24 protein-coding genes and 1 pseudogene are annotated in these 25,463 nt (G+C 58.8%); 22 read left to right on the top strand and 3 right to left on the bottom strand.

From position 1 onward, the window contains the following. Window positions 1-101 precede the first annotated feature (101 nt). From AC07W5_RS09150 to AC07W5_RS09135, 4 genes are read left to right on the top strand one after another with little or no spacing between them, the layout of a single operon-like run. Complete coding sequence (locus AC07W5_RS09150; RefSeq protein WP_495023215.1) at window positions 102-572, top strand: (2Fe-2S)-binding protein; 471 nt, start codon at window positions 102-104, stop codon at window positions 570-572. Continuing rightward, window positions 569-2,884, top strand: coding sequence for a xanthine dehydrogenase family protein molybdopterin-binding subunit (locus AC07W5_RS09145; protein ID WP_495023214.1), 2,316 nt, complete (start codon window positions 569-571; stop codon window positions 2,882-2,884). The genes AC07W5_RS09150 and AC07W5_RS09145 overlap by 4 nt, the downstream gene beginning before the upstream one ends. Beyond that, window positions 2,884-3,870 carry an XdhC family protein gene (locus AC07W5_RS09140; RefSeq protein WP_495023213.1) on the top strand — a complete coding sequence of 329 codons (987 nt, stop codon included), beginning with the start codon at window positions 2,884-2,886 and terminating at the stop codon, window positions 3,868-3,870. The genes AC07W5_RS09145 and AC07W5_RS09140 overlap by 1 nt, the downstream gene beginning before the upstream one ends. Beyond that, on the top strand, window positions 3,867-4,457 hold the full coding sequence (locus tag AC07W5_RS09135; RefSeq protein WP_495010720.1) for a nucleotidyltransferase family protein: 591 nt from the start codon (window positions 3,867-3,869) through the stop codon (window positions 4,455-4,457). The genes AC07W5_RS09140 and AC07W5_RS09135 overlap by 4 nt, the downstream gene beginning before the upstream one ends. A 192-nt stretch (window positions 4,458-4,649) precedes the next feature. On the opposite strand, the gene rne is transcribed toward AC07W5_RS09135, so the two are convergent. Further along, complete coding sequence (gene rne, locus AC07W5_RS09130; protein WP_495023212.1) at window positions 4,650-7,829, bottom strand: ribonuclease E; 3,180 nt, start codon at window positions 7,827-7,829, stop codon at window positions 4,650-4,652. Window positions 7,830-8,530: 701 nt separating this feature from the next. Between rne and rluC the strand changes: the two genes are divergently transcribed. From rluC to sppA, 3 genes are read left to right on the top strand one after another with little or no spacing between them, the layout of a single operon-like run. Further along, complete coding sequence (gene rluC / locus AC07W5_RS09125; RefSeq protein WP_495023211.1) at window positions 8,531-9,487, top strand: 23S rRNA pseudouridine(955/2504/2580) synthase RluC; 957 nt, start codon at window positions 8,531-8,533, stop codon at window positions 9,485-9,487. Next, on the top strand, window positions 9,477-10,139 hold the full coding sequence (locus AC07W5_RS09120; protein WP_494994004.1) for an HAD-IA family hydrolase: 663 nt from the start codon (window positions 9,477-9,479) through the stop codon (window positions 10,137-10,139). Before rluC ends, AC07W5_RS09120 begins: the two co-directional genes overlap by 11 nt. A gap of 21 nt (window positions 10,140-10,160) precedes the next feature. Further along, window positions 10,161-11,150: a signal peptide peptidase SppA gene (gene sppA / locus AC07W5_RS09115; protein ID WP_494994003.1), complete on the top strand. Its 990-nt coding sequence runs from the start codon at window positions 10,161-10,163 to the stop codon at window positions 11,148-11,150. A 142-nt stretch (window positions 11,151-11,292) separates the two neighbouring features. On the opposite strand, the gene AC07W5_RS09110 is transcribed toward sppA, so the two are convergent. Further along, window positions 11,293-11,871, bottom strand: coding sequence for a Maf family protein (locus AC07W5_RS09110; RefSeq protein WP_495023210.1), 579 nt, complete (start codon window positions 11,869-11,871; stop codon window positions 11,293-11,295). A 105-nt stretch (window positions 11,872-11,976) separates the two neighbouring features. Here AC07W5_RS09110 and AC07W5_RS09105 point away from each other — a divergent pair, with 105 nt between their 5' ends. From AC07W5_RS09105 to AC07W5_RS09045, 13 genes and pseudogenes are all read left to right on the top strand, one after another. After that, on the top strand, window positions 11,977-12,504 hold the full coding sequence (locus tag AC07W5_RS09105; RefSeq protein ID WP_494994001.1) for a YceD family protein: 528 nt from the start codon (window positions 11,977-11,979) through the stop codon (window positions 12,502-12,504). Window positions 12,505-12,517: 13 nt separating this feature from the next. After that, a complete protein-coding gene (rpmF, locus tag AC07W5_RS09100) occupies window positions 12,518-12,700 on the top strand; it encodes a 50S ribosomal protein L32 (RefSeq protein ID WP_003179396.1) in 183 nt (60 codons plus the stop codon). A 3-nt stretch (window positions 12,701-12,703) separates the two neighbouring features. Further along, entirely contained in the window at window positions 12,704-13,714 is a 1,011-nt protein-coding gene (gene plsX / locus AC07W5_RS09095; RefSeq protein WP_494994000.1) for a phosphate acyltransferase PlsX, read from the top strand. Between the two features lie 125 nt (window positions 13,715-13,839). Further along, entirely contained in the window at window positions 13,840-14,778 is a 939-nt protein-coding gene (gene fabD / locus AC07W5_RS09090; RefSeq protein ID WP_495010715.1) for an ACP S-malonyltransferase, read from the top strand. A gap of 16 nt (window positions 14,779-14,794) precedes the next feature. Then, window positions 14,795-15,538 (top strand): 3-oxoacyl-ACP reductase FabG, encoded by a 744-nt coding sequence (gene fabG / locus AC07W5_RS09085; RefSeq protein WP_494993998.1) that lies wholly within the window; start codon window positions 14,795-14,797, stop codon window positions 15,536-15,538. A 192-nt stretch (window positions 15,539-15,730) separates the two neighbouring features. After that, entirely contained in the window at window positions 15,731-15,967 is a 237-nt protein-coding gene (gene acpP, locus AC07W5_RS09080; protein WP_003175607.1) for an acyl carrier protein, read from the top strand. A 110-nt stretch (window positions 15,968-16,077) separates the two neighbouring features. After that, complete coding sequence (fabF, locus tag AC07W5_RS09075) at window positions 16,078-17,322, top strand: beta-ketoacyl-ACP synthase II (protein WP_494993997.1); 1,245 nt, start codon at window positions 16,078-16,080, stop codon at window positions 17,320-17,322. Continuing rightward, window positions 17,322-18,137, top strand: coding sequence for an aminodeoxychorismate lyase (pabC, locus tag AC07W5_RS09070; protein WP_495023209.1), 816 nt, complete (start codon window positions 17,322-17,324; stop codon window positions 18,135-18,137). Before fabF ends, pabC begins: the two co-directional genes overlap by 1 nt. A gap of 3 nt (window positions 18,138-18,140) precedes the next feature. Next, window positions 18,141-19,322, top strand: coding sequence for an endolytic transglycosylase MltG (gene mltG, locus AC07W5_RS09065; protein WP_494993995.1), 1,182 nt, complete (start codon window positions 18,141-18,143; stop codon window positions 19,320-19,322). Window positions 19,323-19,341: 19 nt separating this feature from the next. Next, window positions 19,342-19,974 carry a dTMP kinase gene (tmk, locus tag AC07W5_RS09060; RefSeq protein WP_495023208.1) on the top strand — a complete coding sequence of 211 codons (633 nt, stop codon included), beginning with the start codon at window positions 19,342-19,344 and terminating at the stop codon, window positions 19,972-19,974. Further along, the gene (locus tag AC07W5_RS09055) at window positions 19,967-20,953 is read left to right on the top strand and encodes a DNA polymerase III subunit delta' (RefSeq protein WP_495010713.1); all 987 of its coding nucleotides are present in this window, start codon (window positions 19,967-19,969) and stop codon (window positions 20,951-20,953) included. The genes tmk and AC07W5_RS09055 overlap by 8 nt, the downstream gene beginning before the upstream one ends. Window positions 20,954-20,980: 27 nt before the next feature. Continuing rightward, a pseudogene (locus AC07W5_RS09050) lies at window positions 20,981-21,091 on the top strand (PilZ domain-containing protein); the annotation flags it as partial. Between the two features lie 10 nt (window positions 21,092-21,101). Continuing rightward, window positions 21,102-21,893, top strand: a complete 792-nt coding sequence (locus AC07W5_RS09045; RefSeq protein ID WP_494993992.1) for a TatD family hydrolase — start codon at window positions 21,102-21,104, stop codon at window positions 21,891-21,893. 343 nt (window positions 21,894-22,236) lie between these two features. On the opposite strand, the gene AC07W5_RS09040 is transcribed toward AC07W5_RS09045, so the two are convergent. Next, a complete protein-coding gene (locus AC07W5_RS09040) occupies window positions 22,237-23,367 on the bottom strand; it encodes an aminotransferase class V-fold PLP-dependent enzyme (protein WP_494993991.1) in 1,131 nt (376 codons plus the stop codon). Window positions 23,368-23,445: 78 nt separating this feature from the next. Here AC07W5_RS09040 and AC07W5_RS09035 point away from each other — a divergent pair, with 78 nt between their 5' ends. Together AC07W5_RS09035 and AC07W5_RS09030 are read left to right on the top strand one after the other, a co-directional pair. Continuing rightward, the gene (locus tag AC07W5_RS09035; RefSeq protein WP_494993990.1) at window positions 23,446-24,084 is read left to right on the top strand and encodes a TetR/AcrR family transcriptional regulator; all 639 of its coding nucleotides are present in this window, start codon (window positions 23,446-23,448) and stop codon (window positions 24,082-24,084) included. Between the two features lie 139 nt (window positions 24,085-24,223). After that, complete coding sequence (locus AC07W5_RS09030; protein WP_495010712.1) at window positions 24,224-25,192, top strand: GTP 3',8-cyclase MoaA; 969 nt, start codon at window positions 24,224-24,226, stop codon at window positions 25,190-25,192. The last annotated feature ends 271 nt before the right edge of the window (window positions 25,193-25,463 follow it).

Below are 25,463 nucleotides of genomic sequence, written 5' to 3'. Positions count from 1 at the left end.
TCAGAGAGCCGATTAGCCTGAGTTGATCTGCATGCACCAGTACGCGGCATCACGCGGCAGATTGCTCGACCCCATAACCAAGAATATATGCGGGCGCGCCCATGATTACCCTGAAACTCAATGGTAAGGATCACCAGTTGGATGTCACTGAGGATATGCCGCTGCTCTGGGCTATTCGCGACGTGGTGGGTTACAGCGGCACCAAGTTCGGCTGCGGCATGGGCCTGTGCGGTGCCTGCACCATCCATATAGATGGCTCACCGGCGCGCAGTTGCATTACGCCAATCGGCTCGGTGACCGGCCAGCACATCAGCACCATCGACAATCTCCACAGCGACCCGGTCGGGCAAGTGGTTCAGCAAGCCTGGCTGGAGACGGCGGTCGCGCAATGCGGGTTCTGCCAGGGTGGGCAAATCATGTCTGCCACGGCCTTGCTCAAGGTCAATCCCAATCCCAGCGACGAACAGATCGAGGAGGCGATGGTCGGTAATATTTGCCGCTGTGGCACGTATAACCGGATCAAAACCGCCATCCGTCAGGCAGCCACTCATTTGCGGGAGGCCAAGGTATGAGCCAGTTGCCGAATGACTTTGCCCTGAGCAACCTCAGCCGTCGTGGCTTTCTCAAAGGTGTCGGTGCCGCGAGCGCGCTGGTGCTGGCAGCCAGTTGGGGTTGGCAGGACGCGTTTGCCGAAGAGAAGAAGTTCGGCGCCGACGGCATGCCCAATGGCTGGATCGATGATCCCAAGGTCTACGTCAGCATTGCCGCCGATGGCAGTGTGACGGTGGTTTGCAACCGCTCGGAAATGGGCCAGGGCGTGCGCACCAGCCTCAGTATGGTGGTCGCTGACGAACTGGACGCTGATTGGGCGTTGGTGAAGGTCCAGCAGGCGCCGGGCGATGAAGTGCGCTTCGGCAACCAGGACACCGACGGTTCACGCAGCATGCGTCATTGGTACGAGCCGATGCGCCGCTGCGGTGCCGCCGCCCGGACCATGCTTGAACAAGCCGCGGCCGATCAATGGAAAGTACCGGTGGCCGAGTGCCATGCGCAATTGCACAAAGTGATTCACCAACCCAGTGGTCGTGAACTGGGTTACGGCGCACTGGCGGCTGCTGCCAGTGCGCTGGCGGTGCCGACGCGTGACAGTCTGCGCCTCAAGCAGCCTTCGGAATTTCGCTACATCGGCAAAGAGGCCACGCGCGCCATAGACGGTGTGGACATTGTCAACGGTCGTGCCGTTTATGGCGCCGACGTGCATTTCGAAGGCATGTTGTTTGCCACCGTGGCACGGCCAGCTGTCTATGGCGGCAAGGTCAAATCCTTCGATGGCAGTGCGGCGATGAAAGTCCCGGGCGTGATCAAGGTCATGCAAATCGAAAGCCGTCCGCTGCCATCGGAGTTTCAGCCGTTGGGCGGTGTTGCGGTGATAGCCAGCAACACGTGGGCTGCAATAAAGGGCCGCGAGGCGCTGAAGATCGAGTGGGATGATGGCGTCAATGCCGGTTACGACTCGATTGCCTATCGTAAGGAGTTGGAAGCCGCAGCCTTGAAACCGGGCAAAGTGGTGAGGAACATCGGCAACATCGACGAGGCTATGGATAGCGCTGACAGCAGCCTGGAAGCGGCTTACTACTTGCCGCATCTGGCGCAATCACCGATGGAACCGATGGTCGCCATCGCTCGCTTCAACGCCGGCCGCTGCGAGGCCTGGGCGCCGAGTCAGGCACCGCAAGTGACGCGCGAGCGCATCGCTGAGCGCCTGGGCATTCCCTTCGAAAAAGTCACGGTCAACGTCACGCTGCTTGGCGGCGGCTTCGGTCGCAAATCCAAACCCGACTTCATCCTCGAAGCGGCGATCCTGGCCAAGGCTTTTCCGGGCAAAGCGGTGCGGGTGCAATGGACCCGGGAGGACGACATTCACTGTTCCTACTTCCACACCGCATCGGCCGAGTATCTCAAGGCCGGCCTGAACAAGGATGGCATGCCGTCCGGCTGGCTACACCGCACTGTGGCACCGAGCATCACCGCGCTGTTCGCTCCGGGCATGAACCACGAAGGCGCTTTCGAACTGGGCATGGGCTTTACCAACATGGCCTATGCCATTCCCAATGTGCGCCTGGAAAACCCTGAAGCGGCCGCCCATACCCGGGTTGGCTGGTATCGTTCGGTGTCGAACATTCCCCATGGCTTTGCCATTCAGAGCTTTGTCGACGAACTGGCGCATCTGGCCGGGCAGGATCCGCTGAAATACCAACTCAAGCTGCTTGGCCCGGATCGCCAGATTGATCCGCGCACCTTGAGCGAAGAGTGGAATTATGGCGAATCCCCCGAGCATTATCCGATCGATACCGCGCGTTTGCGCGGCGTCCTGGAAACCGCGGCCAAGGCTGCCGGTTGGGGCCGTCAATTGCCCAAAGGACGTGGTTTGGGTCTGGCGGTGCATTACAGTTTTGTTACCTACGTGGCGGCGGTGATTGAGGTCGAAGTCAAAAACGACGGCTCGCTGATCGTGCACAAGGCTGATATCGCGGTGGATTGTGGTCCGCAGATCAACCCTGAGCGGATTCGCTCACAGTTTGAAGGCGCTTGTGTGATGGGCCTGGGCAACGCCGTGCTGGGGGAGATCAGTTTCAAGGACGGCAAGGTCCAGCAGGACAATTTCCACATGTACGAGGTGGCGCGCATGAACCTGGCGCCGAAGGAAGTCGCCGTGCATCTGGTTACGCCTGCGGGTAACGTGCCATTGGGCGGCGTCGGTGAGCCGGGCGTGCCGCCGATCGCTCCGGCACTGTGCAATGCGATCTTTGCCGCGACAGGAAAGCGTATTCGCAGTCTGCCGGTTCGCTACCAGTTGCAAGGCTGGCAGCAGGCCAAAGCCTGATGGACAGTGTCGACCTGAATGTTTTACGCAGCGTGCTGCTATGGCGTCGCGCCGGGCAGAGAGTGGTGCTCTACAGTGTGGTCCAGACCTGGGGCAGTGCGCCCCGGCCCCCAGGCGCGATGCTGGCCTTGCGTGAAGACGGCGTGGTAATCGGTTCTGTCTCCGGTGGCTGTATCGAGGACGACCTGATTGCCCGCTTGCACGATGGCCGTTTGCCAGTAGATGGGCCGTCAGTCCAGTTGGTGACCTACGGTGTCAGCCGCGAGGAGGCCGCGCGTTTTGGTTTGCCGTGCGGTGGCACTTTGCGGCTGACCGAAGAGCGAGTCGGTGATCCGGCCTGGGTGGCTGAGTTGTTGGCGCGTTGCGAGGCTCATGAGATTGTCGCGCGGGAGTTGAATCTGCTCACCGGCGAGGTCGTTCTCCACGCGGCAGGCAAGAGCGATGTGTTGAGCTTTGACGGCAAGACGTTGCGCGCAATCTACGGTCCGCGTTGGCGGCTGCTGTTGATCGGTGCTGGTCAGCTGTCCCGTTATGTCGCGGAGATGGCGCGGCTGCTGGATTTCGAGGTGCTGATCTGTGATCCACGCAAAGAGTTTGTCTATGGCTGGGAAGAGCAGCACGGCCGCTTCGTGCCGGGCATGCCGGATGACGCTGTGCTGAGCATCGAAACCGACGAGCGCACGGCGATTGTCGCCTTGACCCATGATCCGCGTCTGGACGATATGGCACTGCTCACGGCACTCAATTCTCAAGCGTTTTATGTCGGTGCGCTGGGGTCGCGGGTCAATAGCCAGAAGCGTCGGGAAAACCTCGCTGTGCTTGGGCTGACCGAACACGCTATAGACCGCTTGCATGGTCCGATTGGTTTGCATATTGGCAGTCACACACCTGCGGAGATTGCGTTGTCGCTGATGTCGGAGATTGTTGCGATCAAAAACGGCGTTGATCTGCCGCAGAAGAAGTCCTTGGGCGAGGCTGTGGTTTGAAGGCCCCGGTATGCGCCATCGTGCTTGCCGCAGGGCAGGGCAATCGCTACCGGCAAGTTGCCGGTGCTGAACAGGATAAGTTGCTGGCATTGTGCGAAGGTCGTGATGGTGTCGTTCGACCGGTCATTGAGCAGGTGTTGTTGAGCCTGCCTCCTGGCCTGGGTGAGCGGCTGCTGGTGACGACAGCTAATCGACCTGAAGTGAATCGGCTGGCGCAGGCTTATGGCTGCCAGGTGTTGCTGCTGGACGCTGCTGGCATGGGTGACAGCATCGCGGCAGGCGTTGCGGCCAGTCCCGATTCGGGTGGCTGGCTGGTGGTGTTGGGGGATATGCCATTTATCTTGTCGTCGAGTATCCAGCGAGTGGTGGAGGGGGTTCAGGACGAAGCCATCAGTGTTCCGGTGCATGGCGCTGAATATGGTCATCCGGTGGGGTTTGGGCGCTCGTTTGGCGCCGCCTTGATGAGTCTGTCCGGTGATCGTGGGGCGAAACCCTTGTTTGCCTCGGCCAGGGTGCTGGAAGTGCCGGTGGACGATCCTGGTGTGTTGTGGGATGTGGATGTGCCGGCGGCGTTGGTTTTTACTTAAACTCCGAATCTCCGTTGGTGATTAAACTGCCTTCGCGGGCAAGCCCGGCTCCTACAGGGGCGCGCGGTCTCCTGCAGGAGCCGGGCTTGCCCGCGATGAACGAATACACGGAATGCCTGAAACACCGCATCACTGAAACATAAAAAAGCCCCGCCTGCGTTAGCAGGCGGGGCTTTTTAACAGCCGTTGGAATCAGGCGAGGGGTTTAGGCTCGTGCTCTTCTTCCAGGGCTTTGGGTTTTTGCTCTACCACTTCTTCGACGGAATGCAGGTTTTCGTCGATGGTCGGGGCAGGTTCAACAGCTGCTTGCTTGGCCACTTCAGCGACAACCGGAGCAGGCTCGGCAGCAATCACAGCTTCTACAGGTGCAGCAGCTGCAGCCAGTTCGGCTTCTTTCTGCAGACTCTCGGCTTCACGCTTGCGACGACGCACTTCACGTGGATCGTTCGGCGCACGACCACTTGCGGTCAGGGCGCTTGCCGGTGCGGCTTCGACCACCGGCTCTGTCACTGCGGCAACCACTGGCGCTTCAACCGGAGCCGCAACCACTGGCTCGGCGCTTACCACTTCAGCGACTGGAGCTGGAGTTGGAGCTGGAGCTGGAGCTGGAGTTGGAGTTGGAGCTTCAACGACAACCGATTCAGCGACGCGGTCGAACGGGGTTGGAGCGTCATAAGTCGGCTCAAAGGCTTTTTCAGCAACCGGAGCTTCGAACGCAGGTTCTGCGGCGACGACTGGCTGTTCAGCTACAACGGCTTGCTCGGCAACGAGTGCTTCACGAACCGGAGCAACTTCAACGGCAGGAGCGGCAGGCGCTTCAATCGCGGTGGTCGCTTCAACCACTGGCGCTTCAACCGAAGCAGTTTCCAGCGTGACGGCAGTAGCGCGTTCTGCTTGCTGATGAGCCTGAGCTTCAGCTGGGGCGCTGATCACAGTGCTGGCAACAGCCGCGGTAACGGCCAGACCGGCAGCCAGAGCGGCGCCGCTTGGTTCTTCGCTGCTTTCTTCGGTCTCTTCCGAGCCTTCGATCACATTGCCGTTGGCATCACGTTGACGCTCACGACGGTTGCTGCGACGACGCTGGCCACGGGAGCGGCGGCGTGGACGATCGCCTTCGGCGTTCTCCTGACCGTCATCCTGCAGTTGTTCTTCGTTCGGCAGCAGTTCTTCTTCGCTAATGGCGACAGCAGCCTGCTCGACACGTGGTTGACGTTCTTCACGCGGTGGGCGCGGTTGACGCTCTTCGCGTGGGGCGCGGGCAGGGCGCTCTTCGGCAACTGCGGCTGGAGCTGCATCCAGCGGCTCGCGCAGCTCACGAACCGGGCGATCTTCACGAGCTTCGCGCGGTTTGCGATCTTCACGCGGAGCACGTGGGGCACGTTCTTCACGCGGAGCGCGTGGTGCACGTTCTTCACGAGCTGCTACGGCCGCTACTTCTTCACGGACTTCGCGGGGTGCACGTTCTTCACGAGGCGCGCGCTCTTCACGAGGTGCACGTTCTTCACGAGGTGCACGTTCTTCGCGCGGCTTGCGCTCTTCGTCGCGACGACCGTTACGGCTGCGGCTCTGCTGACGACCGGTGCGGCGCTCTTCGTTGCGCGGCTGGCGTTCGGTGACTGGCTTTTCAACCACGACCGGAGCGGCAGGTTCTTCTTTGGTAGCGAAGAGACTGACCAGCGACTTCACCAGACCTTTGAACAGGCTTGGTTCGGCGACGTGGACTGGCGCAGCAACAGGTGCGGCGGGGGCTTCAACCGGAACCGGAGCATTGGCGCGTGCCGGAGCGGTTTTCACCGCGGCTTCCTGGCGAACCAGGGTGCGGGTAGCGGCGACCGGCTGAACTTCTTCTACTTCGGCAGCGGCAGCGGCGATTTCGTAGCTGGACTGACCGACGTGAGCTTCCGGGCTGTCATCGCGCAGACGCTGAACTTCGAAGTGAGGCGTTTCGAGGTGATCGTTCGGCAGAATGACGATGCGTGCACGGGTGCGCAGTTCGATCTTGGTGATCGAGTTGCGTTTTTCGTTGAGCAGGAACGCAGCGACCGGGATCGGCACTTGGGCACGAACTTCGGCGGTGCGGTCTTTCAGGGCTTCTTCTTCGATCAGGCGCAGGATCGCCAGCGACAGCGATTCAACATCACGGATGATGCCGGTGCCGCTGCAGCGTGGGCAGACGATACCGCTGCTTTCACCCAGGGATGGACGCAGGCGCTGACGGGACATTTCCAGCAGGCCGAAGCGCGAGATACGACCGACCTGTACGCGAGCGCGGTCGGCTTCCAGGCATTCGCGGACTTTTTCTTCCACGGCGCGCTGGTTCTTGGCTGGGGTCATGTCGATGAAGTCGATGACGATCAGGCCGCCGATGTCACGCAGGCGCAACTGACGGGCGATTTCTTCGGCAGCTTCAAGGTTGGTCTGCAGAGCGGTTTCTTCGATGTCGCTGCCTTTGGTGGCGCGCGCCGAGTTGATGTCGATGGACACCAGGGCTTCGGTCGGATCGATAACGATGGAGCCGCCGGAAGGCAGTTCAACGACGCGCTGGAAGGCGGTCTCGATCTGGCTTTCGATCTGGAAACGGTTAAACAGCGGTACGCTGTCTTCGTACAGCTTGATCTTGCTGGCGTACTGCGGCATCACCTGACGGATGAAGGTCAGGGCTTCGTCCTGGGCTTCGATGCTGTCGATCAGCACTTCGCCGATGTCCTGGCGCAGGTAGTCGCGGATGGCGCGGATGATCACGTTGCTTTCCTGATAGATCAGGAATGGCGCGGAGCGATCCAGCGAGGCTTCTTTGATGGCGGTCCAGAGTTGCAGCAGGTAATCGAGGTCCCACTGCATTTCTTCGCTGCTGCGGCCAAGGCCGGCAGTGCGCACGATCAGACCCATATCGGCTGGAGCAACCAGACCGTTCAGGGCTTCACGCAGTTCGTTGCGCTCTTCACCTTCGATACGACGGGAGATACCGCCGGCACGCGGGTTGTTCGGCATCAGAACCAGATAACGACCGGCCAGGCTGATGAAGGTGGTCAGGGCTGCGCCCTTGTTGCCACGTTCTTCTTTTTCGACCTGGACGATGACTTCCTGGCCTTCGCTCAGGACGTCCTTGATGTTGACGCGGCCTTCGGGGGCTTTCTTGAAGTATTCGCGGGAGATTTCTTTGAGTGGCAGGAAGCCGTGGCGCTCAGAGCCGAAATCGACAAAGGCAGCCTCAAGGCTTGGTTCGATGCGAGTAATCCGGCCTTTATAGATGTTGGCCTTTTTCTGCTCGCGTGCACCGGATTCGATATCCAGGTCGTAGAGGCGCTGGCCATCTACCAGTGCAACACGCAACTCTTCGGGTTGAGTTGCGTTAATCAGCATTCTTTTCATGTAGTACCGTCGGTTTCCGGGCTGCCGGAAACGGCGTTCGGCACACACGACTTCTCACGGTCGGTGTCAGGTGCGTCAGGAGTGGTTGGACACTCCAGTGTCTAGCGAGGTTCGACCAATTGGGCCGGAGTCGCGACGTACGCGTCCTGCTTGCTGTGGCTACTTAAGCACTCAGTCAGGAGGAGGAATCAACCGGCGACGGTGGACGAGATGAAGCGTCTAAATATAAGCCTAGTGCTACACAGTCCGACGGTTGTGCATCTCCACCCTACACGTATCCCTGATAATTCGGGTGCTGCCGCGCGCAGAATCCGCAGCGGGTTGGCATTTACCGTGAGCTCCGAAAGGGGAGGTCACGCATCATGGCTAATTTAGGCGGTGTTTCCGAAGCCTTCGCTCAGGCTCATTCGAGATCGACTGCACTTTGTGAACTGGCCGTGAATATCGGCGCAAAAGACGAGTAATCACTCTGCTTCTTGCGCTCGCTTCAGGCCTCATGTCACCTGCGCTTGTTACAATCGCGAACCTTCCATAATTGTAGCGAAAGCCCCGTAGGACGGCCTTGCGTCCTGATGAATTGCGTTGGTCAGGGTCGGTCTTCGACCGTTGGTCCGCTGCCCAGGCCGCTTTTGGCGGCGTCCGCGACTATAGCAGCAATCATTAAGTGCTTCAAATCCATAAAAATTGTTATCATTCCCGGCATGACGACTACTGCCCCCCTGACCCCCAGCGTCCAGCTGCTTGAGGTCTCGCCGGAATATGCCGGCCAACGAATCGATAATTTCCTGCTCGCTCGGCTTAAAGGCGTGCCTAAGACCTTGATTTACCGCATTTTGCGTAAAGGCGAAGTGCGCGTGAACAAGGGACGGATCAAACCCGAATACAAGCTGCAGGCGGGCGATATTGTCCGTGTGCCACCTGTGCGCGTGCCTGAGCGCGACGAGCCGGTGCCTTTGGCTCAGGGTTTGTTGCAGCGCCTTGAAGCGTCGATTGTCTTTGAAGACAAGGCGCTGATTGTGATCAACAAGCCGGCCGGCATTGCGGTCCACGGCGGTAGCGGTCTGAACTTCGGGGTTATCGAAGCCTTCCGTCAGTTGCGGCCCGATGCTAAAGAGCTGGAGTTGGTCCATCGCCTGGATCGGGACACTTCCGGCCTGCTGATGATTGCGAAAAAACGCAGCATGTTGCGCCACCTGCACACCGCTTTGCGTGGTGATGGCGTCGATAAGCGCTACATGGCGCTGGTCCGCGGTAACTGGGCGACATCGATCAAGCAGGTTCGTGCGCCGCTGCTCAAGAGCAACCTGCGCTCCGGCGAGCGCATGGTTGAAGTCAATGAGGAGGGCAAGGAGGCTCTCACGGTCTTCAAGGTGCTGCGCCGTTTCGGTGAATTCGCCACGATGATCGAAGCCAAGCCTGTCACTGGCAGGACCCACCAGATTCGCGTGCACACCTTGCATGCCGGGCACTGCATTGCCGGTGACAGCAAATACGGCGATGAGGACTTCAGTAAAGAGATTCGCGAGATGGGCGGCAAGCGCCTTTTCCTCCACGCCTACATGCTGACCGTGCCGTTGCCTGATGGCGGCGAACTCAAACTGCAGGCGCCGGTGGACGAAATGTGGGCCAGGACCGTGGAGCGTCTGAGTGCTAGCTGATTACAAGCTACTGATCTTTGATTGGGATGGCACCTTGGCCGACTCCATTGGTCGAATTGTCGAGGCAATGCAGGTAGCGGCTGCGCGAGCGGATTTGCCGCCGCGAGACGATTTTGCCGTCAAAGGCATCATCGGTCTGGGTTTGCCGGAGGCGATCCGCACCTTGTACCCGGAAATCGGCGACGCTGACCTGGTTGCGTTCCGTCAGCGCTACGCGGATCACTACATTGCGCTCGAGGCCGAGCCTTCGCCACTCTTTGCCGGTGTGGTCGAGTCTCTCGAAGCTTTTCGTTGCGAGGGATATCGCCTGGCTGTGGCCACTGGCAAAGCCCGTCGAGGTTTGGATCGAGTGCTGAAGTCTCATGGGTGGGAGGATTATTTCGATATCACTCGTGCTGCCGACGAAACTGCGAGCAAGCCACATCCGTTGATGCTGGAGCAGATTCTCGCCCATTGCGAAGTCGGTCCCGAGCAGGCGTTGATGGTGGGCGACTCTTCGTTCGATCTGTTGATGGCGCGCAATGCCGGTATGGATTCGGTTGCGGTCAGCTATGGTGCTCAATCGATGGATGCCCTGCGTGTGTTCGAGCCACGTCTGGCCATTGATCATTTTTCTGAGCTGCACGCCTGGCTGAGCCGGCGGGCCAATTAAGTTTTTGCTGGGGTAAATGGTATGAAGGATGAGTGGAAGGCGCCAAGCGAGGCGAGTGCCGAAGGCAGTGACGAGAAAAGCTGGAAGCTGCTTGAAAAGACCCTTTTGGCCGGCGTGCAAGAGCAGCGGCGCTCGCGGCGCTGGGGGATTTTCTTCAAGCTGCTGACCTTCGTTTATCTGTTTGCGGCGATGGCGTTGTTTACACCGCTGATGGACGTGGAAAAAAGCGCAACGCGTGGCTCTGGCTACACGGCTCTGATTGATGTGAGCGGCATGATTGCCGACAAGGAGCCCGCCAGTGCTGACAATATTGTCGGTGGCTTGCGGGCTGCTTTTGACGATTCGAAGGTCAAGGGCGTGGTGCTGCGGATCAATAGTCCGGGTGGCAGTCCAGTGCAGTCGGGTTATGTCTATGACGAGATTCGTCGTTTGCGCGGCCTGCATCCTGAGATCAAGGTCTATGCGGTGATCTCGGACCTGGGGGCTTCTGGCGCGTATTACATCGCCAGTGCTGCGGATCAGATCTACGCCGACAAGGCCAGTCTGGTTGGCTCCATCGGTGTGACGGCGGCGGGTTATGGTTTTGTAGGGGCGATGGAGAAGCTTGGTGTCGAGCGTCGGACGTATACCTCTGGCGAGCACAAGTCGTTCCTCGATCCGTTCCAGCCGCAAAAGCCTGAGGAAACCCAATTCTGGCAGGGTGTGCTGGACACGACCCATCGCCAGTTCATCGCCAGCGTCAAGCAGGGGCGTGGCGACCGGCTCAAGGACAAGGAACATCCTGAGCTGTTCTCTGGCCTGGTGTGGTCGGGTGAGCAGGCGCTGGAGTTGGGCTTGATCGATGGGCTGGGGAGTGCGAGCTCAGTGGCGCGGGATGTGATTGGTGAGAAAGAGCTGGTTGACTTCACGATTCAGGAGTCGACATTCGATCGCTTCTCGAAAAAGCTCGGAGCCAGCGTTGCCGAGCACTTGGCAATGTGGATGGGTTTTCAAGGGCCGACATTGCGCTGATTAACGCGCAGCATAAAAACCGGCTCACGTGGCCGGTTTTTTTATAGTTGAGCGCAGGTGGTTAGCTTCGTGCGATCTGGATTGGTGAGTGCTTCGCGGTCGAACGCAGGCTTCGCCAGTGGCTGTGGGGTAGGGCGCCAATTCAAGGGATTTGCACGTCCTCGGCCAGCAGCATATCGACCAGGCGGATCAGCGGCAGGCCGATCAGGCTGGTGGCGTCACTGCCTTCGGTGCTCCGAAACAGGCTCACGCCCAATCCTTCGGCTTTGAAGCTGCCTGCGCAGTCGTAGGGCCGTTCGGCGAGCAGGTAGCGCTCGATACGTGCTTGATCGAGTGTGCGCATGTGAACGGTGAGGGGTATGCAGTCGACCTGGCAGTGGCCAGTCTGGCTGTTGAGCAGTGCCAGGCCGGTCAGAAAGGTCACGCTGGCACCGCTGGCGGCCAATAGTTGTTCCCGGGCTTTTTCGAAGGTGTGTGGCTTGCCGATGATCTGGCCGTCCAGCACGGCGACCTGGTCGGAGCCGATGATCAGGTGGGCGGGATGGCTGCTGCTCAGGGCCTGGGCTTTCTCTTTGGCCAGGCGTTTGACCAGGTCGATGGCGGGCTCGCCCGGGCGGTGGCTTTCGTCGATATTCGGTGAGCTGCAGGTAAATGCCAGTTGCAAGCGAGCCAGCAATTCACGACGATAGGCCGAGCTTGAAGCAAGTAATAAAGGCAGCATGCGGTTCTCCTGATGATAGCCGTGGATTCTAGCGAGGCTTCCAAGTGGCGGACAGGGTTGAATTTCCTTTGACATGGCCGGGGGCATCCCTATAATGCTGCGCCTATGTTGAATGACCCGATTCCACCTCACGTTGACCCGCGCAAATTGGCTGATCGTGGCACCACCCTTCAAGGTGAACTGCTGCTGGCCGATTTGGAGAGACTCTGCGACCCGCTTTCCGATACTGTCGGTACGGTGCAGGCTAAATTCGTTTTTGAGCGAGATGAGCGTAAATCTGTGGTTATCCACAGTTTTATCGATGTCGAAGTCAAAATGGTTTGCCAGCGTTGTCTTGAGCTGGTCACCCTGCCGATCCACAGCGAATGCAGTTATGCTGTGGTGAAAGAGGGTGCGAATACCCAGTCGTTGCCGAAAGGTTATGACGTGCTGGAACTGGGCGAAGATCCTTTGGATCTGCAGTCACTGATCGAGGAGGAGCTTTTGCTCGCCTTGCCCATTGTGCCTGCTCATCATCCGGAAGAATGCCAGCAGCCGGCGGGTCTCGATGAGCCCGAACCGAGCGAGGACGAGGTAACGCGGTCCAACCCGTTCAGTGTATTGGCGCAGTTAAAGCGTGACCCAAACGTTTAGGAGTTAATCAATTATGGCTGTTCAGCAGAACAAAAAATCCCGCTCTGCCCGTGACATGCGTCGTTCCCACGATGCTCTCGAGGCTAGCACCCTGTCTGTAGAAAAAACCACCGGTGAAGTTCACCTGCGTCACCACGTATCGCCAGAAGGCGTATACCGTGGTCGTAAAGTGATCGACAAGGGCGCTGACGAGTAATCCTTGTCCGCTCAAGTCATCGCGATTGACGCAATGGGCGGGGACTTCGGTCCCCGCAGCATTGTTCAGGCCAGCCTTGCTTGTCTGTCTGCTACGCCCTCGCTGCACCTGACCCTTGTCGGTCAACTCCCCCTTTTAGAAGAACTGATTGCCAGCCAGTCGGCTGTGGATCGCGCGCGCTTGAATATCGTGTCGGCCACGCAAGTGATCGCCATGGATGAAAAGCCATCGCAAGCCCTGCGCGGCAAGCCGGACTCCTCGATGCGTGTGGCGCTTGAGTTGTTGCGAGATGGCAAGGTTCAGGCGTGCGTCAGTGCTGGCAATACGGGTGCGCTGATGGCGTTATCGCGCTATGTGCTGAAAACCCTGCCGGGTATTGATCGTCCGGCGATGGTTGCAGCCATTCCGACCCAGCGCGGTTATTGCCAGTTGCTCGATCTGGGGGCTAACGTCGATTGCAGTGCCGAGCATCTTCTGCAATTTGCGGTGATGGGGTCGGTTGCGGCTGAAACGCTGGGTATTGTCCGTCCGCGGGTGGCATTGCTGAATATCGGTACCGAAGACATCAAGGGTAATCAGCAGGTCAAGCTGGCGGCGAGTCTGCTTCAAAATGCCCGCGGCATGAACTACATCGGCTTCGTAGAGGGGGATGGGTTGTACCGTGGTGAGGCGGATGTCGTGGTCTGCGACGGTTTCGTCGGCAATATCCTGCTCAAGTCCAGCGAAGGCCTGGCGACCATGATTGCGGCGCGAATTGAAGCGTTGTTCAGGCAGAGCGTGGTATCGCGAATGGTCGGTGCGTTGGCGCTACCGTTGATGCGACGCTTGCAGGCTGATCTGGCGCCTGCGCGGCACAATGGTGCGAGCTTTCTCGGTTTGCAGGGCATCGTTGTGAAAAGCCATGGCTCGGCGGGGGTGCAGGGGTTCCAAAGTGCGATTCAGCGGGCCGTGATCGAGATCCAGGAAAACCTGCCGGAGCGCTTGCACGGTCGTCTCGAGGATCTGTTGCTTTAGGCGTTTTCGCTCGAGAATGCTTAAATGTGACCGCTTAGTTCAATCAGTCATCCAACTGTCAGTTTTTTGTGTCCTTTATATGGGACGTCAATTCTCCGACGACAAGATCATTAGGGGCTTGTTACATGTCTGCATCCCTCGCATTCGTCTTTCCAGGACAGGGTTCGCAGTCCCTCGGCATGCTGGCCGAGTTGGGCGCGCAATACCCGTTGGTCCTTGAAACATTCAAAGAAGCTTCCGATGCTCTGGGCTATGACCTGTGGGCACTGACCCAGCAAGGGCCGGAAGAACAGCTCAATCAAACCGATAAAACCCAACCGGCCATTCTCACTGCGTCCGTCGCGTTGTGGCGCCTGTGGCTGGCTGAAGGTGGTGCGCGCCCGGCCTATGTCGCAGGTCATAGCCTGGGCGAATACAGCGCGCTGGTCGCGGCTGGCAGCCTGAGCCTGGGCGATGCTGTGAAGCTGGTGGAGCGTCGCGGTCAGTTGATGCAAGAGGCCGTACCGGCCGGGCAGGGTGGCATGGCCGCGATTCTCGGTCTGGACGATGCCGATGTGCTGGCGGCCTGTGCGCAAGCGGCGCAGGGTGAAGTGGTCAGCGCGGTCAACTTCAACTCGCCGGGTCAGGTTGTGATCGCAGGTGCCAGGGCAGCTGTCGAGCGCGCCATCGAGGGTTGCAAGGCGCGTGGTGCCAAGCGAGCGATGCCGTTGCCGGTCAGCGTGCCATCCCACTGCGAATTGATGCGTCCGGCTGCCGAGCGTTTCGCTGAGTCGATCGCTGCGATCAACTGGCAGGCTCCGCAAATCCCGTTGGTGCAGAACGTCAGCGCCAGTGTTGCGGCGGATCTTGAGACACTCAAGCGTGATCTGCTTGAGCAGCTCTACAAGCCGGTACGTTGGGTCGAGTCTGTCCAGTGCCTGGCTGCCAATGGCGCCACCCAGCTGGTCGAATGCGGTCCTGGCAAAGTGTTGGCCGGCCTGAACAAGCGCTGCGCCGAAGGCGTATCGACCTCTAATCTGAATACCCCAGATGCTTTCGCTGCCGCTCGTGCAGCGCTGGCTTGAATTAGGAGAAGCCTGCATGAGTCTGCAAGGTAAAGTTGCACTGGTTACCGGTGCCAGCCGCGGTATTGGTCAAGCTATTGCTCTTGAATTGGGTCGTCTGGGTGCCGTAGTCATCGGCACTGCAACTTCCGCTTCGGGCGCCGAGCGTATTGCTGCGACCCTGAAAGAAAACGGTATTCAAGGCACAGGCCTGGAACTCAATGTCACCAGCGACGAGTCCGTGGCTGCAGTACTGGCGAGCATTCAGGAGCAGTTCGGTGCGCCGGCGATTCTGGTCAATAACGCCGGTATTACCCGCGATAATCTGATGATGCGCATGAAAGATGACGAATGGCATGATGTCGTCGATACCAACCTGAACAGTCTGTTCCGCCTGTCCAAGGGTGTTCTGCGCGGCATGACCAAGGCGCGTTGGGGGCGAATTATCAGTATCGGCTCGGTTGTGGGTGCCATGGGCAACGCAGGCCAAGTAAACTACGCAGCGGCCAAGGCAGGACTGGAAGGCTTCAGTCGTGCTCTGGCGCGTGAAGTCGGCTCGCGGTCGATTACGGTAAACTCGGTGGCTCCCGGGTTCATCGATACCGATATGACCCGCGAATTGCCTGAGGCACAGCGTGAAGCTTTGCTGACGCAAATTCCGCTGGGCCGTCTGGGGCAAGCTCAAGAGATTGCGCAAGTGGTCGCTTTTCTGGCTTCGGACGGTGCGGCTTACGTTACTGGGGCTACAATCCCGGTGAACGGCGGGATGTACATGAGTTAAATGTGACGGTTTGCTTCAAAAAAATGTCATACGAGCTGTCTAAAATCCGTTATAAAGCTGCAATCTATTTATAGGCAGATGGCTGGCTGGGTTTGAGGAGTGAAGCTTTCAGTTGAAAAGCTGAAAAGCCTTTCTATACACTTACCCACTGGCCAGCTGCCTGAATTTGTCCATTAGGAGTGAAAACAAGGTATGAGCACCATCGAAGAGCGCGTCAAGAAAATCGTTGCTGAGCAACTGGGCGTTAAAGAAGAAGAAGTTGTGAACACTGCTTCCTTCGTAGAAGACCTAGGTGCCGACTCCCTTGACACCGTTGAGCTGGTGATGGCTCTGGAAGAGGAATTCGAGACCGAAATTCCTGACGAAGAAGCCGAGAAGATCACTACCGTTCAAGCTGCTATCGACTACGTTACCAGCCATCAGGCTTAATAGTTTGTAGTCGTCGCTTGCTGTCATGGAAAAACCGCACTGCCATCATGGCGTGCGGTTTTTTCTTTAGACCTGATACAAAGTGTCGTCATTAGAAGAAGGAGAGTGCTGTGTCGCGTAGACGCGTCGTAGTCACCGGTATGGGTATGTTGTCGCCACTGGGCACGGATGTACCGAGCAGCTGGCAGGGCATTCTGGCTGGCCGTAGTGGCATTGGTCTGATCGAACACACCGACCTTTCTGCCTATTCCACCCGTTTTGGCGGCTCGGTAAAGGGCTTCAATGTCGAGGAATACCTGTCGGTAAAAGAAGCTCGCAAACTTGACCTGTTCATTCAGTACGGTCTGGCTGCCGGGTTTCAGGCGGTACGTAACTCCGGTCTGGAAGTGACCGACGCCAACCGTGAGCGTATCGGTGTGGCCATCGGTTCGGGTATTGGCGGTCTGACCAATATCGAAGAAACCAGCCGCACGTTGCATGAGCAAGGCCCGCGACGGATTTCTCCGTTCTTCGTGCCTGGCTCGATCATCAATATGATTTCCGGTTTCCTGTCTATCCATCTGGGTACCCAGGGGCCTAATTACGCCATTTCGACAGCCTGTACCACCGGTACGCACTGCATCGGCATGGCGGCGCGCAACATTGCTTACGGCGAAGCCGATGTGATGATTGCCGGCGGTGCCGAGATGGCCGCCTGCGGTCTCGGTATGGGCGGCTTCGGTGCTGCCCGTGCGTTGTCGACTCGCAACGACGAGCCGACCCGCGCCAGCCGTCCATGGGACAAGGGCCGTGACGGCTTCGTGCTTTCCGACGGTGCCGGTGCCCTGGTGCTCGAGGAGCTGGAACACGCCAAGGCTCGTGGTGCGACCATTTATGCCGAGTTGATCGGCTTTGGCATGAGCGGCGACGCTTATCACATGACGTCGCCGCCAGCCGATGGCGCGGGCGCGGCGCGCTGCATTACAAACGCTATGCGTGATGCCAGGCTGAACATTGATCAAGTGCAGTACATCAATGCCCATGGCACATCGACTTCAGCCGGTGACCTGGCGGAAGTCCAGGCGATCAAGACTGTCTTCGGTGAGCACGCCTACAAGCTGGCCGTCAGTTCGACCAAGTCCATGACCGGGCACCTGCTGGGTGCTGCTGGTGCTGTCGAGGCGATCTTCAGTGTGCTGGCGATCAACGGGCAGGTCGCGCCGCCGACCATCAACCTGGATGAGCCGGATGAAGGCTGCGACCTTGATTTCGTGCCGCATACCGCACGTGACATGGATATCGATGTCGTGCTGTCCAACTCGTTCGGGTTTGGCGGTACCAACGGTTCCCTGGTGTTCCGCCGGTTCGCCGGTTGATGCAGGGCTGGGTCGACGGTCAGCCGGCTGACGCTCTGTCGCTCAAAGATCGTGGCCTGGCCTACGGTGATGGTCTGTTCGAGACGATCGCCGTCAAGGCCGGCCAGCCATTGCTGCTGGATCGGCATTTGCAGCGTCTGGCCGAGGGCTGTTCGCGTCTGGCCATCGCTGCGGATCACTCATTGATCCGCAGCGAGCTGTTGGCTTATGCCGCAGCCTTGGGCGAGGGTGTGCTCAAGTTGATCCTCACCCGTGGCGACAGTCTGCGCGGCTACGCTGCCGATCCGGCTGCTCAAGCTCGACGGATTCTGCAAGGCAATCCGCCTGCGGCATACCCGCCTGCCTATGGTCAGCAGGGTATTCGCCTTTTTCCCTGCGCTACGCGACTTGGCGAGCAGCCCTTGCTCGCCGGGCTCAAGCACCTGAATCGTCTGGAGCAGGTCATCGCCCGCTCCGAGTGGGATGATGCCGAGCATGCCGAAGGTTTGATGCTGGACGTTTCCGGACGCGTGATCGAAGGGGTGTTCAGCAACCTGTTTCTGGTGCGCGATAACAGACTGCTGACGGCTGACTTGAGTCGCTGCGGCGTCGCTGGCGTGATGCGAGCTGAATTATTGTTTCAAGCCAGGTCGCTGGGTATTCCCACAGAGATTACCGAGATCAGTCTCGACCAGCTGCAACAGGCCGACGAAGTCTTCGTCTGCAATAGCGTGTACGGCGTTTGGCCGGTACGCGCTTATGCAGCGTTGAGCTGGCCGGTTGGGCCACTCACCCGTAAACTGCAAGGCATTGCCCGCGCGCTACTGGATGCTTGATTTGTGAGACGTAAATTCTTGCTGCTGCTGGAAGCCGGACTGGTTCTGGCGGGACTGGTGCTGGGTGCTTCGGCCTGGAAGCTGAACTCGGCGCTGGAGCAGCCGCTCAACCTGGCACACGAACAATTGCTTGATGTACCGCCCGGTTCGACACCGAGCGGAACCTTCAATCGCCTGCAGGCCGACGGCGTCCTGCAGGACTCCTTTTGGCTGCGGCTGTACTGGCGGCTGAATCTCGACGGACAACCGCTGCATGGTGGCGAGTACCGCATGACGCCGGGCATGAGCGCCCAGGGTCTGATCGGCCTGTGGCAGCGTGGCGAAGTGGTGCAGTACAGCCTGACCCTGGTCGAAGGCTGGAATTTTCGTCAGGTACGCGCAGCCTTGGCCAAGCAGGAAAAACTTGAACAGACCTTCACCGGCTTGAGCGATAGCGAAGTGATGAACAAGCTCGGTCATGCAGGCGTGTTTCCCGAAGGACGGTTCTTTCCGGATACCTACCGTTTTGTCCGTGGCATGACCGATGCGGAACTGATGGAAAAAGCCTACGAGCGTCTGGATGATGTTCTCGCCAAAGAATGGAGCAAGCGCGCGGCTGACGCACCGTACACTGAGCCCTATCAAGCGCTGATCATGGCTTCGCTGGTGGAGAAGGAAACCGGTGTACCGCAGGAGCGTGGGCAGATTGCCGGTGTCTTCGTGCGGCGCATGCAGATTGGCATGTTGCTGCAAACCGATCCTACGGTGATCTACGGTTTGGGCGAGCGCTACAACGGTAAATTGACCCGTGCGCATTTGCGTGAGGCGACGCCTTACAACACTTACATGATCCCGGGGTTGCCACCGACTCCGATTGCGATGGTTGGGCGCGAAGCGATCCATGCAGCGTTGAATCCGGTGCCGGGTAACAGTTTGTATTTTGTGGCTCGTGGTGATGGCAGTCATGTGTTCTCCGACGACCTGGATGCGCACAATAATGCAGTGCGCGAGTTCCAGCTCAAGCGGCGCGCTGATTATCGATCCAGTCCTGCGCCGATAACGAATCAGGAGGTGCCAGAGGCTTCGAGCCCGGCGCCTGTGGTGCCTGCTGATAGCAGCACTCCGCAGGCTGCTCCCGTGTTGACTCCCGAACAACCGACCCCGGTCCCCGCACCCGGCGTGACCGAGCCGCAAAGCCCGCAATGACTCTGATTAAGGACTGCCTGTGACTGGCCTGTTTATTACCCTGGAAGGCCCGGAAGGCGCCGGCAAAAGCACTAATCGCGAGTACCTGGCTGAGCGTCTGCGCGCCGAAGGTATCGAGGTGTTGCTGACCCGCGAACCGGGCGGTACACCATTGGCCGAGCGGATTCGTGAAGTATTGCTCACACCCGGCGATGAAGTGATGAACGCCGACACCGAGCTGCTGCTGGTTTTCGCCGCGCGTGCCCAGCATCTGGCCGAGGTGATTCGCCCGGCGCTGGACAGGGGTGTGGTGGTGTTGTGTGATCGCTTTACCGACTCTACTTACGCCTACCAGGGCGGTGGTCGCGGTTTGTCTGTGGAGCGCATCGCAACCCTGGAAACTTTCGTTCAGGGTGATCTGCGTCCGGACCTGACGCTGGTGTTCGATTTGCCGGTCGAGGTCGGTCTGGCTCGCGCCAGTGCTCGGGGGCGGCTGGACCGTTTCGAGCTTGAAGGTCGGGTGTTCTTCGACGCGGTCCGCGGTGCTTATCTGAAACGTGCCGAGGCTGATCCGGCGCGTTATCACCTGGTGGATGCCGCCCAGCCGCTGGCGCAGGTTCAGCGGTCACTGGACGCCCTGTTGCCGCAATTGCTGGGGCTTTACCGTGGCTGAGGCCTTCGCGTGGCAGGACAGCCTCTGGCAGCAACTGGCGGGCCGTGCACAGCATGCCCATGCCTACTTGCTGCACGGCCCGGCGGGTATCGGCAAGCGAGCGCTGGCTGAACGCTTGATGGCTCGTTTGCTCTGTCAGAAGCCGCAAGGGCTGGACGCTTGCGGGGAATGCAAATCCTGCATGCTGCTCAAGGCTGGCAGCCATCCGGATAACTACGTGCTGGAGCCAGAAGAGGCGGACAAGGCGATCAAGGTCGACCAGGTTCGTGAACTGGTCAGCTTCGTGGTGCAGACCGCGCAGTTGGGCGGGCGCAAAGTGGTACTGATCGAGCCGGTCGAGTCGATGAACAACAACGCCGCCAACGCCTTGCTGAAAAGCCTCGAAGAGCCTTCCGGCGATACCGTGTTGTTGTTGGTCAGTCACCAGCCAAGCCGTTTGTTGCCGACCGTCAAGAGTCGCTGCGTGCAGCAGGCCTGTCCGTTGCCGAGCCAGGCGATGAGTCTGGAGTGGCTGGCCAAGGCTTTGCCTGACAGCACTGAAGAGGAACGCATTGAGCTGCTGACACTGGCCGCTGGTTCGCCATTGGCCGCCGTCACCTTGCAGGCGCAGGGTGTACGTGAGCAGCGCGCTCTGGTGGTAGAGGGCGTGAAAAAACTGCTCAAGCAACAGCAATCGCCAACTCAGTTGGCTGAGGGCTGGAACGCCATTTCGCTACTGTTGCTGTTCGACTGGTTCTGCGACTGGTCTAGCCTGATCCTGCGTTACCAGCTCACTCAGGACGAGGAGGGACTGGGTTTGCCCGATATGCGCAAAGTCGTGCAATATCTGGCGCAAAAGTCTTCTCAGGAAAAGGTCCTGAATATTCAGGACTGGATTCTGGCCCAGCGCCAGAAGGTGCTGAGCAAGGCCAACCTCAATCGCGTATTGCTGCTTGAGGCGTTACTGGTGCAGTGGGCAGATTTGCCTGCCCGGAATTGATCGCACGGGCCTGGAGTCAAGTAGTCGGCGGCGGGTGTCGGCATGCAGTTCAGTGATAGTGACAACACCGCTCGAAACAGAATCGAAACCCGTCCGGCCGGAGCCCTGAAGTCCGACCGTCCCACTCATACGATGTAGTTGCAGCCTTATGCTCGTAGATTCCCATTGCCACCTTGATCGCCTCGACCTTGCCGAACATGCCGGCTCTCTTGACGCGGCCCTCGAAGCGGCTCGTCAATGCGGCGTCGGTCACTTTCTCTGTATTGGCGTGAGCGTCGAAAACGCAGCTGACGTCAAAGCGCTCGCCGAGCGCTATGCCGATGTCGACTGCTCGGTCGGCGTCCATCCGCTCGACGTGCAGCCGGGCGCGGCACCTGCATTGGATTGGCTGTTACGCGAGCTCAACCACCCGCGGGTTGTGGCCATTGGTGAAACCGGTCTGGATTATCACTACGAGCCGGAAGCGGCCGAGTTGCAGCAAGCGTCCTTTCGCTTGCATCTGCAAGCCGCTCAGCAGACCGGCAAGCCCGTGATCGTCCACACCCGTGGCGCACGAGCCGACACCCTGGAGCTATTGCGTGAGGCGGCGCTGCCCCAGGCTGGCGTGCTGCACTGCTTTACCGAAGATTGGGAAATGGCCAAGGCGGCACTGGATCTGGGGTTCTATATTTCCCTGTCCGGCATCGTCACTTTCCGCAATGCCGATGCGTTGCGTGATGTCGCCAGGCAGGTGCCGGCCGACCGTTTGCTGGTGGAAACCGACTCACCGTATCTGGCGCCGATTCCGCATCGGGGCAAGCCGAATCTGCCGCAATACGTACGAGATGTTGCGCAGTATCTGGCGATGTTGCGTGGTGAGCCGTACGAGCGTTTTGCCGAGCAGACCACCGAGAACTTCAAGCGGTTATTTCCGTTGGCGCATGTCATCGGTCCTGCGTGAGCCCCCCTGTAGGAGCGAGCTTGCTCGCGATGGACTCAAGAGCGACGCGTTTATTCAGAAAACACGCGTTATTGTTAACGTCCATCGCGAGCAATCGAGCGTCGACCGGCTGCTCCTACACAAATCGCAGGCAAAAAAAACCCGGGTTCTGGGGGGGGAATCCGGGTTAAGACCATTAGGAGTAAAACAAAGGTACGCAGTCCGTTGGTACCTTCATCGGCGTGCCACTTGGGGGAGATGTCGCGCCGACAGTTGAAGTATTGATCACTATTGCGTTGAGTCCAGTCTGACCCCTCTATTTTTTAAACAGATTTGGAATACGCGCGCTTCAGTTGAGTTCTCATTACTTGGCAATTGTTGCCAAAATCGCCAAAGTTTCGTCGATCACGCGTTTTTCTGTGTAGAAATGTGGGGAAAAGCGAATGCCAGGGCCGCGAGGGATGCACACAACCTGTTGCTGCTTGAGTTGCTCGTAGACCCGCTGATTATCGATGCCATCGATACTGAACGAGAAAATCCCTCCACGCCGGACGGGATTCGGCGGGCTATGCAGTTGCACGCCAGCCATTGTGCTCAAGCCGTCCTGTAGCCATTGCATGCGTTCGGCAATGAGCGCAGCGACCTCTTCCATGCCGACTTCTTCGAGCAGCGACAAACTGGCTTCCAGCGCCATGGCACCGAGCATGTTCGGGCTGCCGCACTCGAAGCGACGCGCGCTTTTCGCGGGCTCCCAGTCGCTACGGTTGTAGTCGCCCATGTGTTCGAGCATGTGCCAGCCGAACTCATGGAGTTCAAGCTGCTCGCGCAGCTCGCTGCGGCAATAGAACACGCCCAGGCCTTCAGGCCCCAGGAGCCATTTATGACCGTCTGCCATGGCGAAGTCGCATTGGTAAGCCTGGACATCAAAGGGCAGGGCGCCCAGTTGCTGGATGGCATCGATGCAGAACAGCACGTTCTGTTGCTTGCAGCCGGTGCCAAGGCGCTGCAGGTCCAGGCGCAGGCCACTGGCGAACTGCACGGCACTCACTGACATCAGGCGGGTGCGCGGGCCGCAGGCGGCCAACAGGGCACCTTCGGGGTCAGCGCCCTTGAGGCTGACCTGCAGCACTTCCACACCTTGCGGTGCCAGGGCTTCCCAGACGATACGGTTGGAAGGGAATTCTTCGTCACTAATGACAATCTGATCGCCACTTTGCCATTGCAGGCCGAAGGCGACAAAAGACAGTGCTTCTGAAGTATTTTTGACCAGCGCTACGTCATCCGTTGACGGTGCGTTAAGCAGGCGCATCAAGCGTTCGCGCAAGCGTTGTTCGAGGGTCATCCAGTCCGAATAGTCCCGTGCGCCCAGTAAAACGTTCTCCTGAGCGAAACGCGCGACTGCCACGGCAGCTCGATTTGGCCAGGGGGCGACGGCAGCATGATTCAAATAACGCAGGCCCGGAGCCTGTACAAATTCATCAAGAAACGTAGACATGGTCGGATGATCCGTGCAATTTGGCGCAAGTTAGGCATAATACGCGGCTTCGATTTTGACCCCTACAGACCTTTTCTTATGCAGAAAGAACCTCGTAAGGTCCGTGAGTTTCGTCGCCGCGAGCAAGAAATTCTCGATACCGCGCTAAAGCTGTTCCTCGAACAAGGTGAAGACAGCGTCACCGTCGAGATGATCGCTGATGCCGTGGGTATCGGCAAAGGGACCATCTACAAGCACTTCAAGTCCAAGGCAGAGATCTATCTGCGCCTGATGCTCGACTACGAGCGTGACCTGAACGAGCTGCTGCACTCTGCCGATGTCGACAAGGATAAGGAAGCCCTGTCCCGGGCCTACTTCGAATTCCGCATGCGCGATCCGCAGCGTTACCGGCTGTTCGACCGCCTGGAAGAAAAGGTGGTCAAGGGCAATCAGGTGCCGGAGATGGTCGAGGAGCTGCACAAGATTCGCGCGTCCAACTTCGAACGACTGACCTTGTTGATCAAGGGCCGGATCAGTGAAGGCAAGCTCGAAGACGTACCGCCTTACTTCCACTATTGCGCATCCTGGGCGCTGGTGCACGGCGCTGTGGCGCTGTATCACTCGCCGTTCTGGAGCAATGTGCTGGAAGATCAGGAAGGTTTCTTCCAGTTCCTGATGGATATCGGCGTGCGTATGGGCAACAAGCGCAAGCGCGATACCGACACTCCCGGCAGCTGAGCCATTCAGTTGCTTTATTGCACCATGTTTCGCTACAGGGTGCAGTACCTCAGGAATATACTCAGGCTAGGGACTTGCTAAAACTTGATTTGTGAGTCAAGTTTTAGCAAGTCCGAATCTTCTACCGCCGGAGTGATCCATGATCGTTGACCGTCAAGGCAGGCATTTTCGCAATTTGCGGATCAGCCTGACTTCAGCCTGCAACTATGCGTGTACCTACTGCGTGCCGAACGGCAAGCGACTGGTCGCAGCGCAGGATGAATTGTCGGCCGAAGCCATGGCCCGTGGCGTTGCTTATCTTATTGAAGCGGCCGGCATCGAGCGCCTGCGTATTACCGGCGGCGAACCCTTGGTCAGCCCCAAGCTGGAAACCTTCATGGGCGCGGTGGGGCAGATGGGGCTGGCGGATATCAGCCTGACTACCAACGGCCAGCTCTTGGCGCGCAAACTGCAGTCGCTGGTGGATGCCGGAATTCGCCGAATCAACGTTTCCCTGGATACCCTTGACCCTGGTGCCTTTCGCAGCATTGCACGCGGCGGCGATCTGGCGACCGTGCTTAACGGTATGGATCAGGCGAAAGCCGCAGGCATCAAGATCAAGGTCAACATGGTACCGTTGCGCGGGCAGAACCTGGATCAGGTGATGCCGCTGCTCGATTATTGCCTTGAACGCGGTTATGAACTGCGTTTTATCGAACTGATGCGCATGGGTCATTTGGCCAGTGATTCGAATGCCTTTTTGCAGCAATTCGTCAGCCTGCAACAGCTGTTGAGCCTGATCGGCGAGCGCTACGAATACCTCCAGGCTGATGCGCCAGTGGATGCCACGGCGGTGCGCTATGAAATTCCGGGCCAGGGTTTCTTTGGCGTGATTGCCAATGAAAGTGTGCCGTTCTGTCGGACCTGTTCACGTCTGCGCTTGTCGTCCACCGGCTGGCTGCATGGCTGCCTCTCGTCGAGCAATCGCCATTATGTCGGCGACCTGCTGGACAAGCCTCGCCACGAGGCTTTGCCAGCCTTGCAACGCCTATTGGTGAAAGCCTTGGGCGACAAGCAGGAAGTGGCCTTTTCCGGTGGCGCGACCATCATGAAAATCATCGGCGGATAAAAGAGTTCGCCGAAATTTGGGTTTGCTGTGGAATCTTCGGTGTTTGCCATGGCCTCATCGCGAGCAAGCCCGCTCCCACACTTGATCTGCGTCAGACTACAAAAGTGTGACCGATGGAGATCTAATGTGGGAGCGGGCTTGCTCGCGATGACGGAGTGGCAAGCGATGAAGAAATTTCTGACACTCTCAAATCCCTCTACCATTCCCAATCCCCTTTGAGCTGGCGCGGAAGCTGCATCCTGCCAGGATTCGCCGGTTTTCCGTCACCGGC

Source organism: Pseudomonas sp. GW821-FHT01E05, assembly GCF_059422425.1.
Note: the sequence above shows the minus strand (reverse complement) of the source record. Positions and strands in the feature narration are given on the sequence as shown.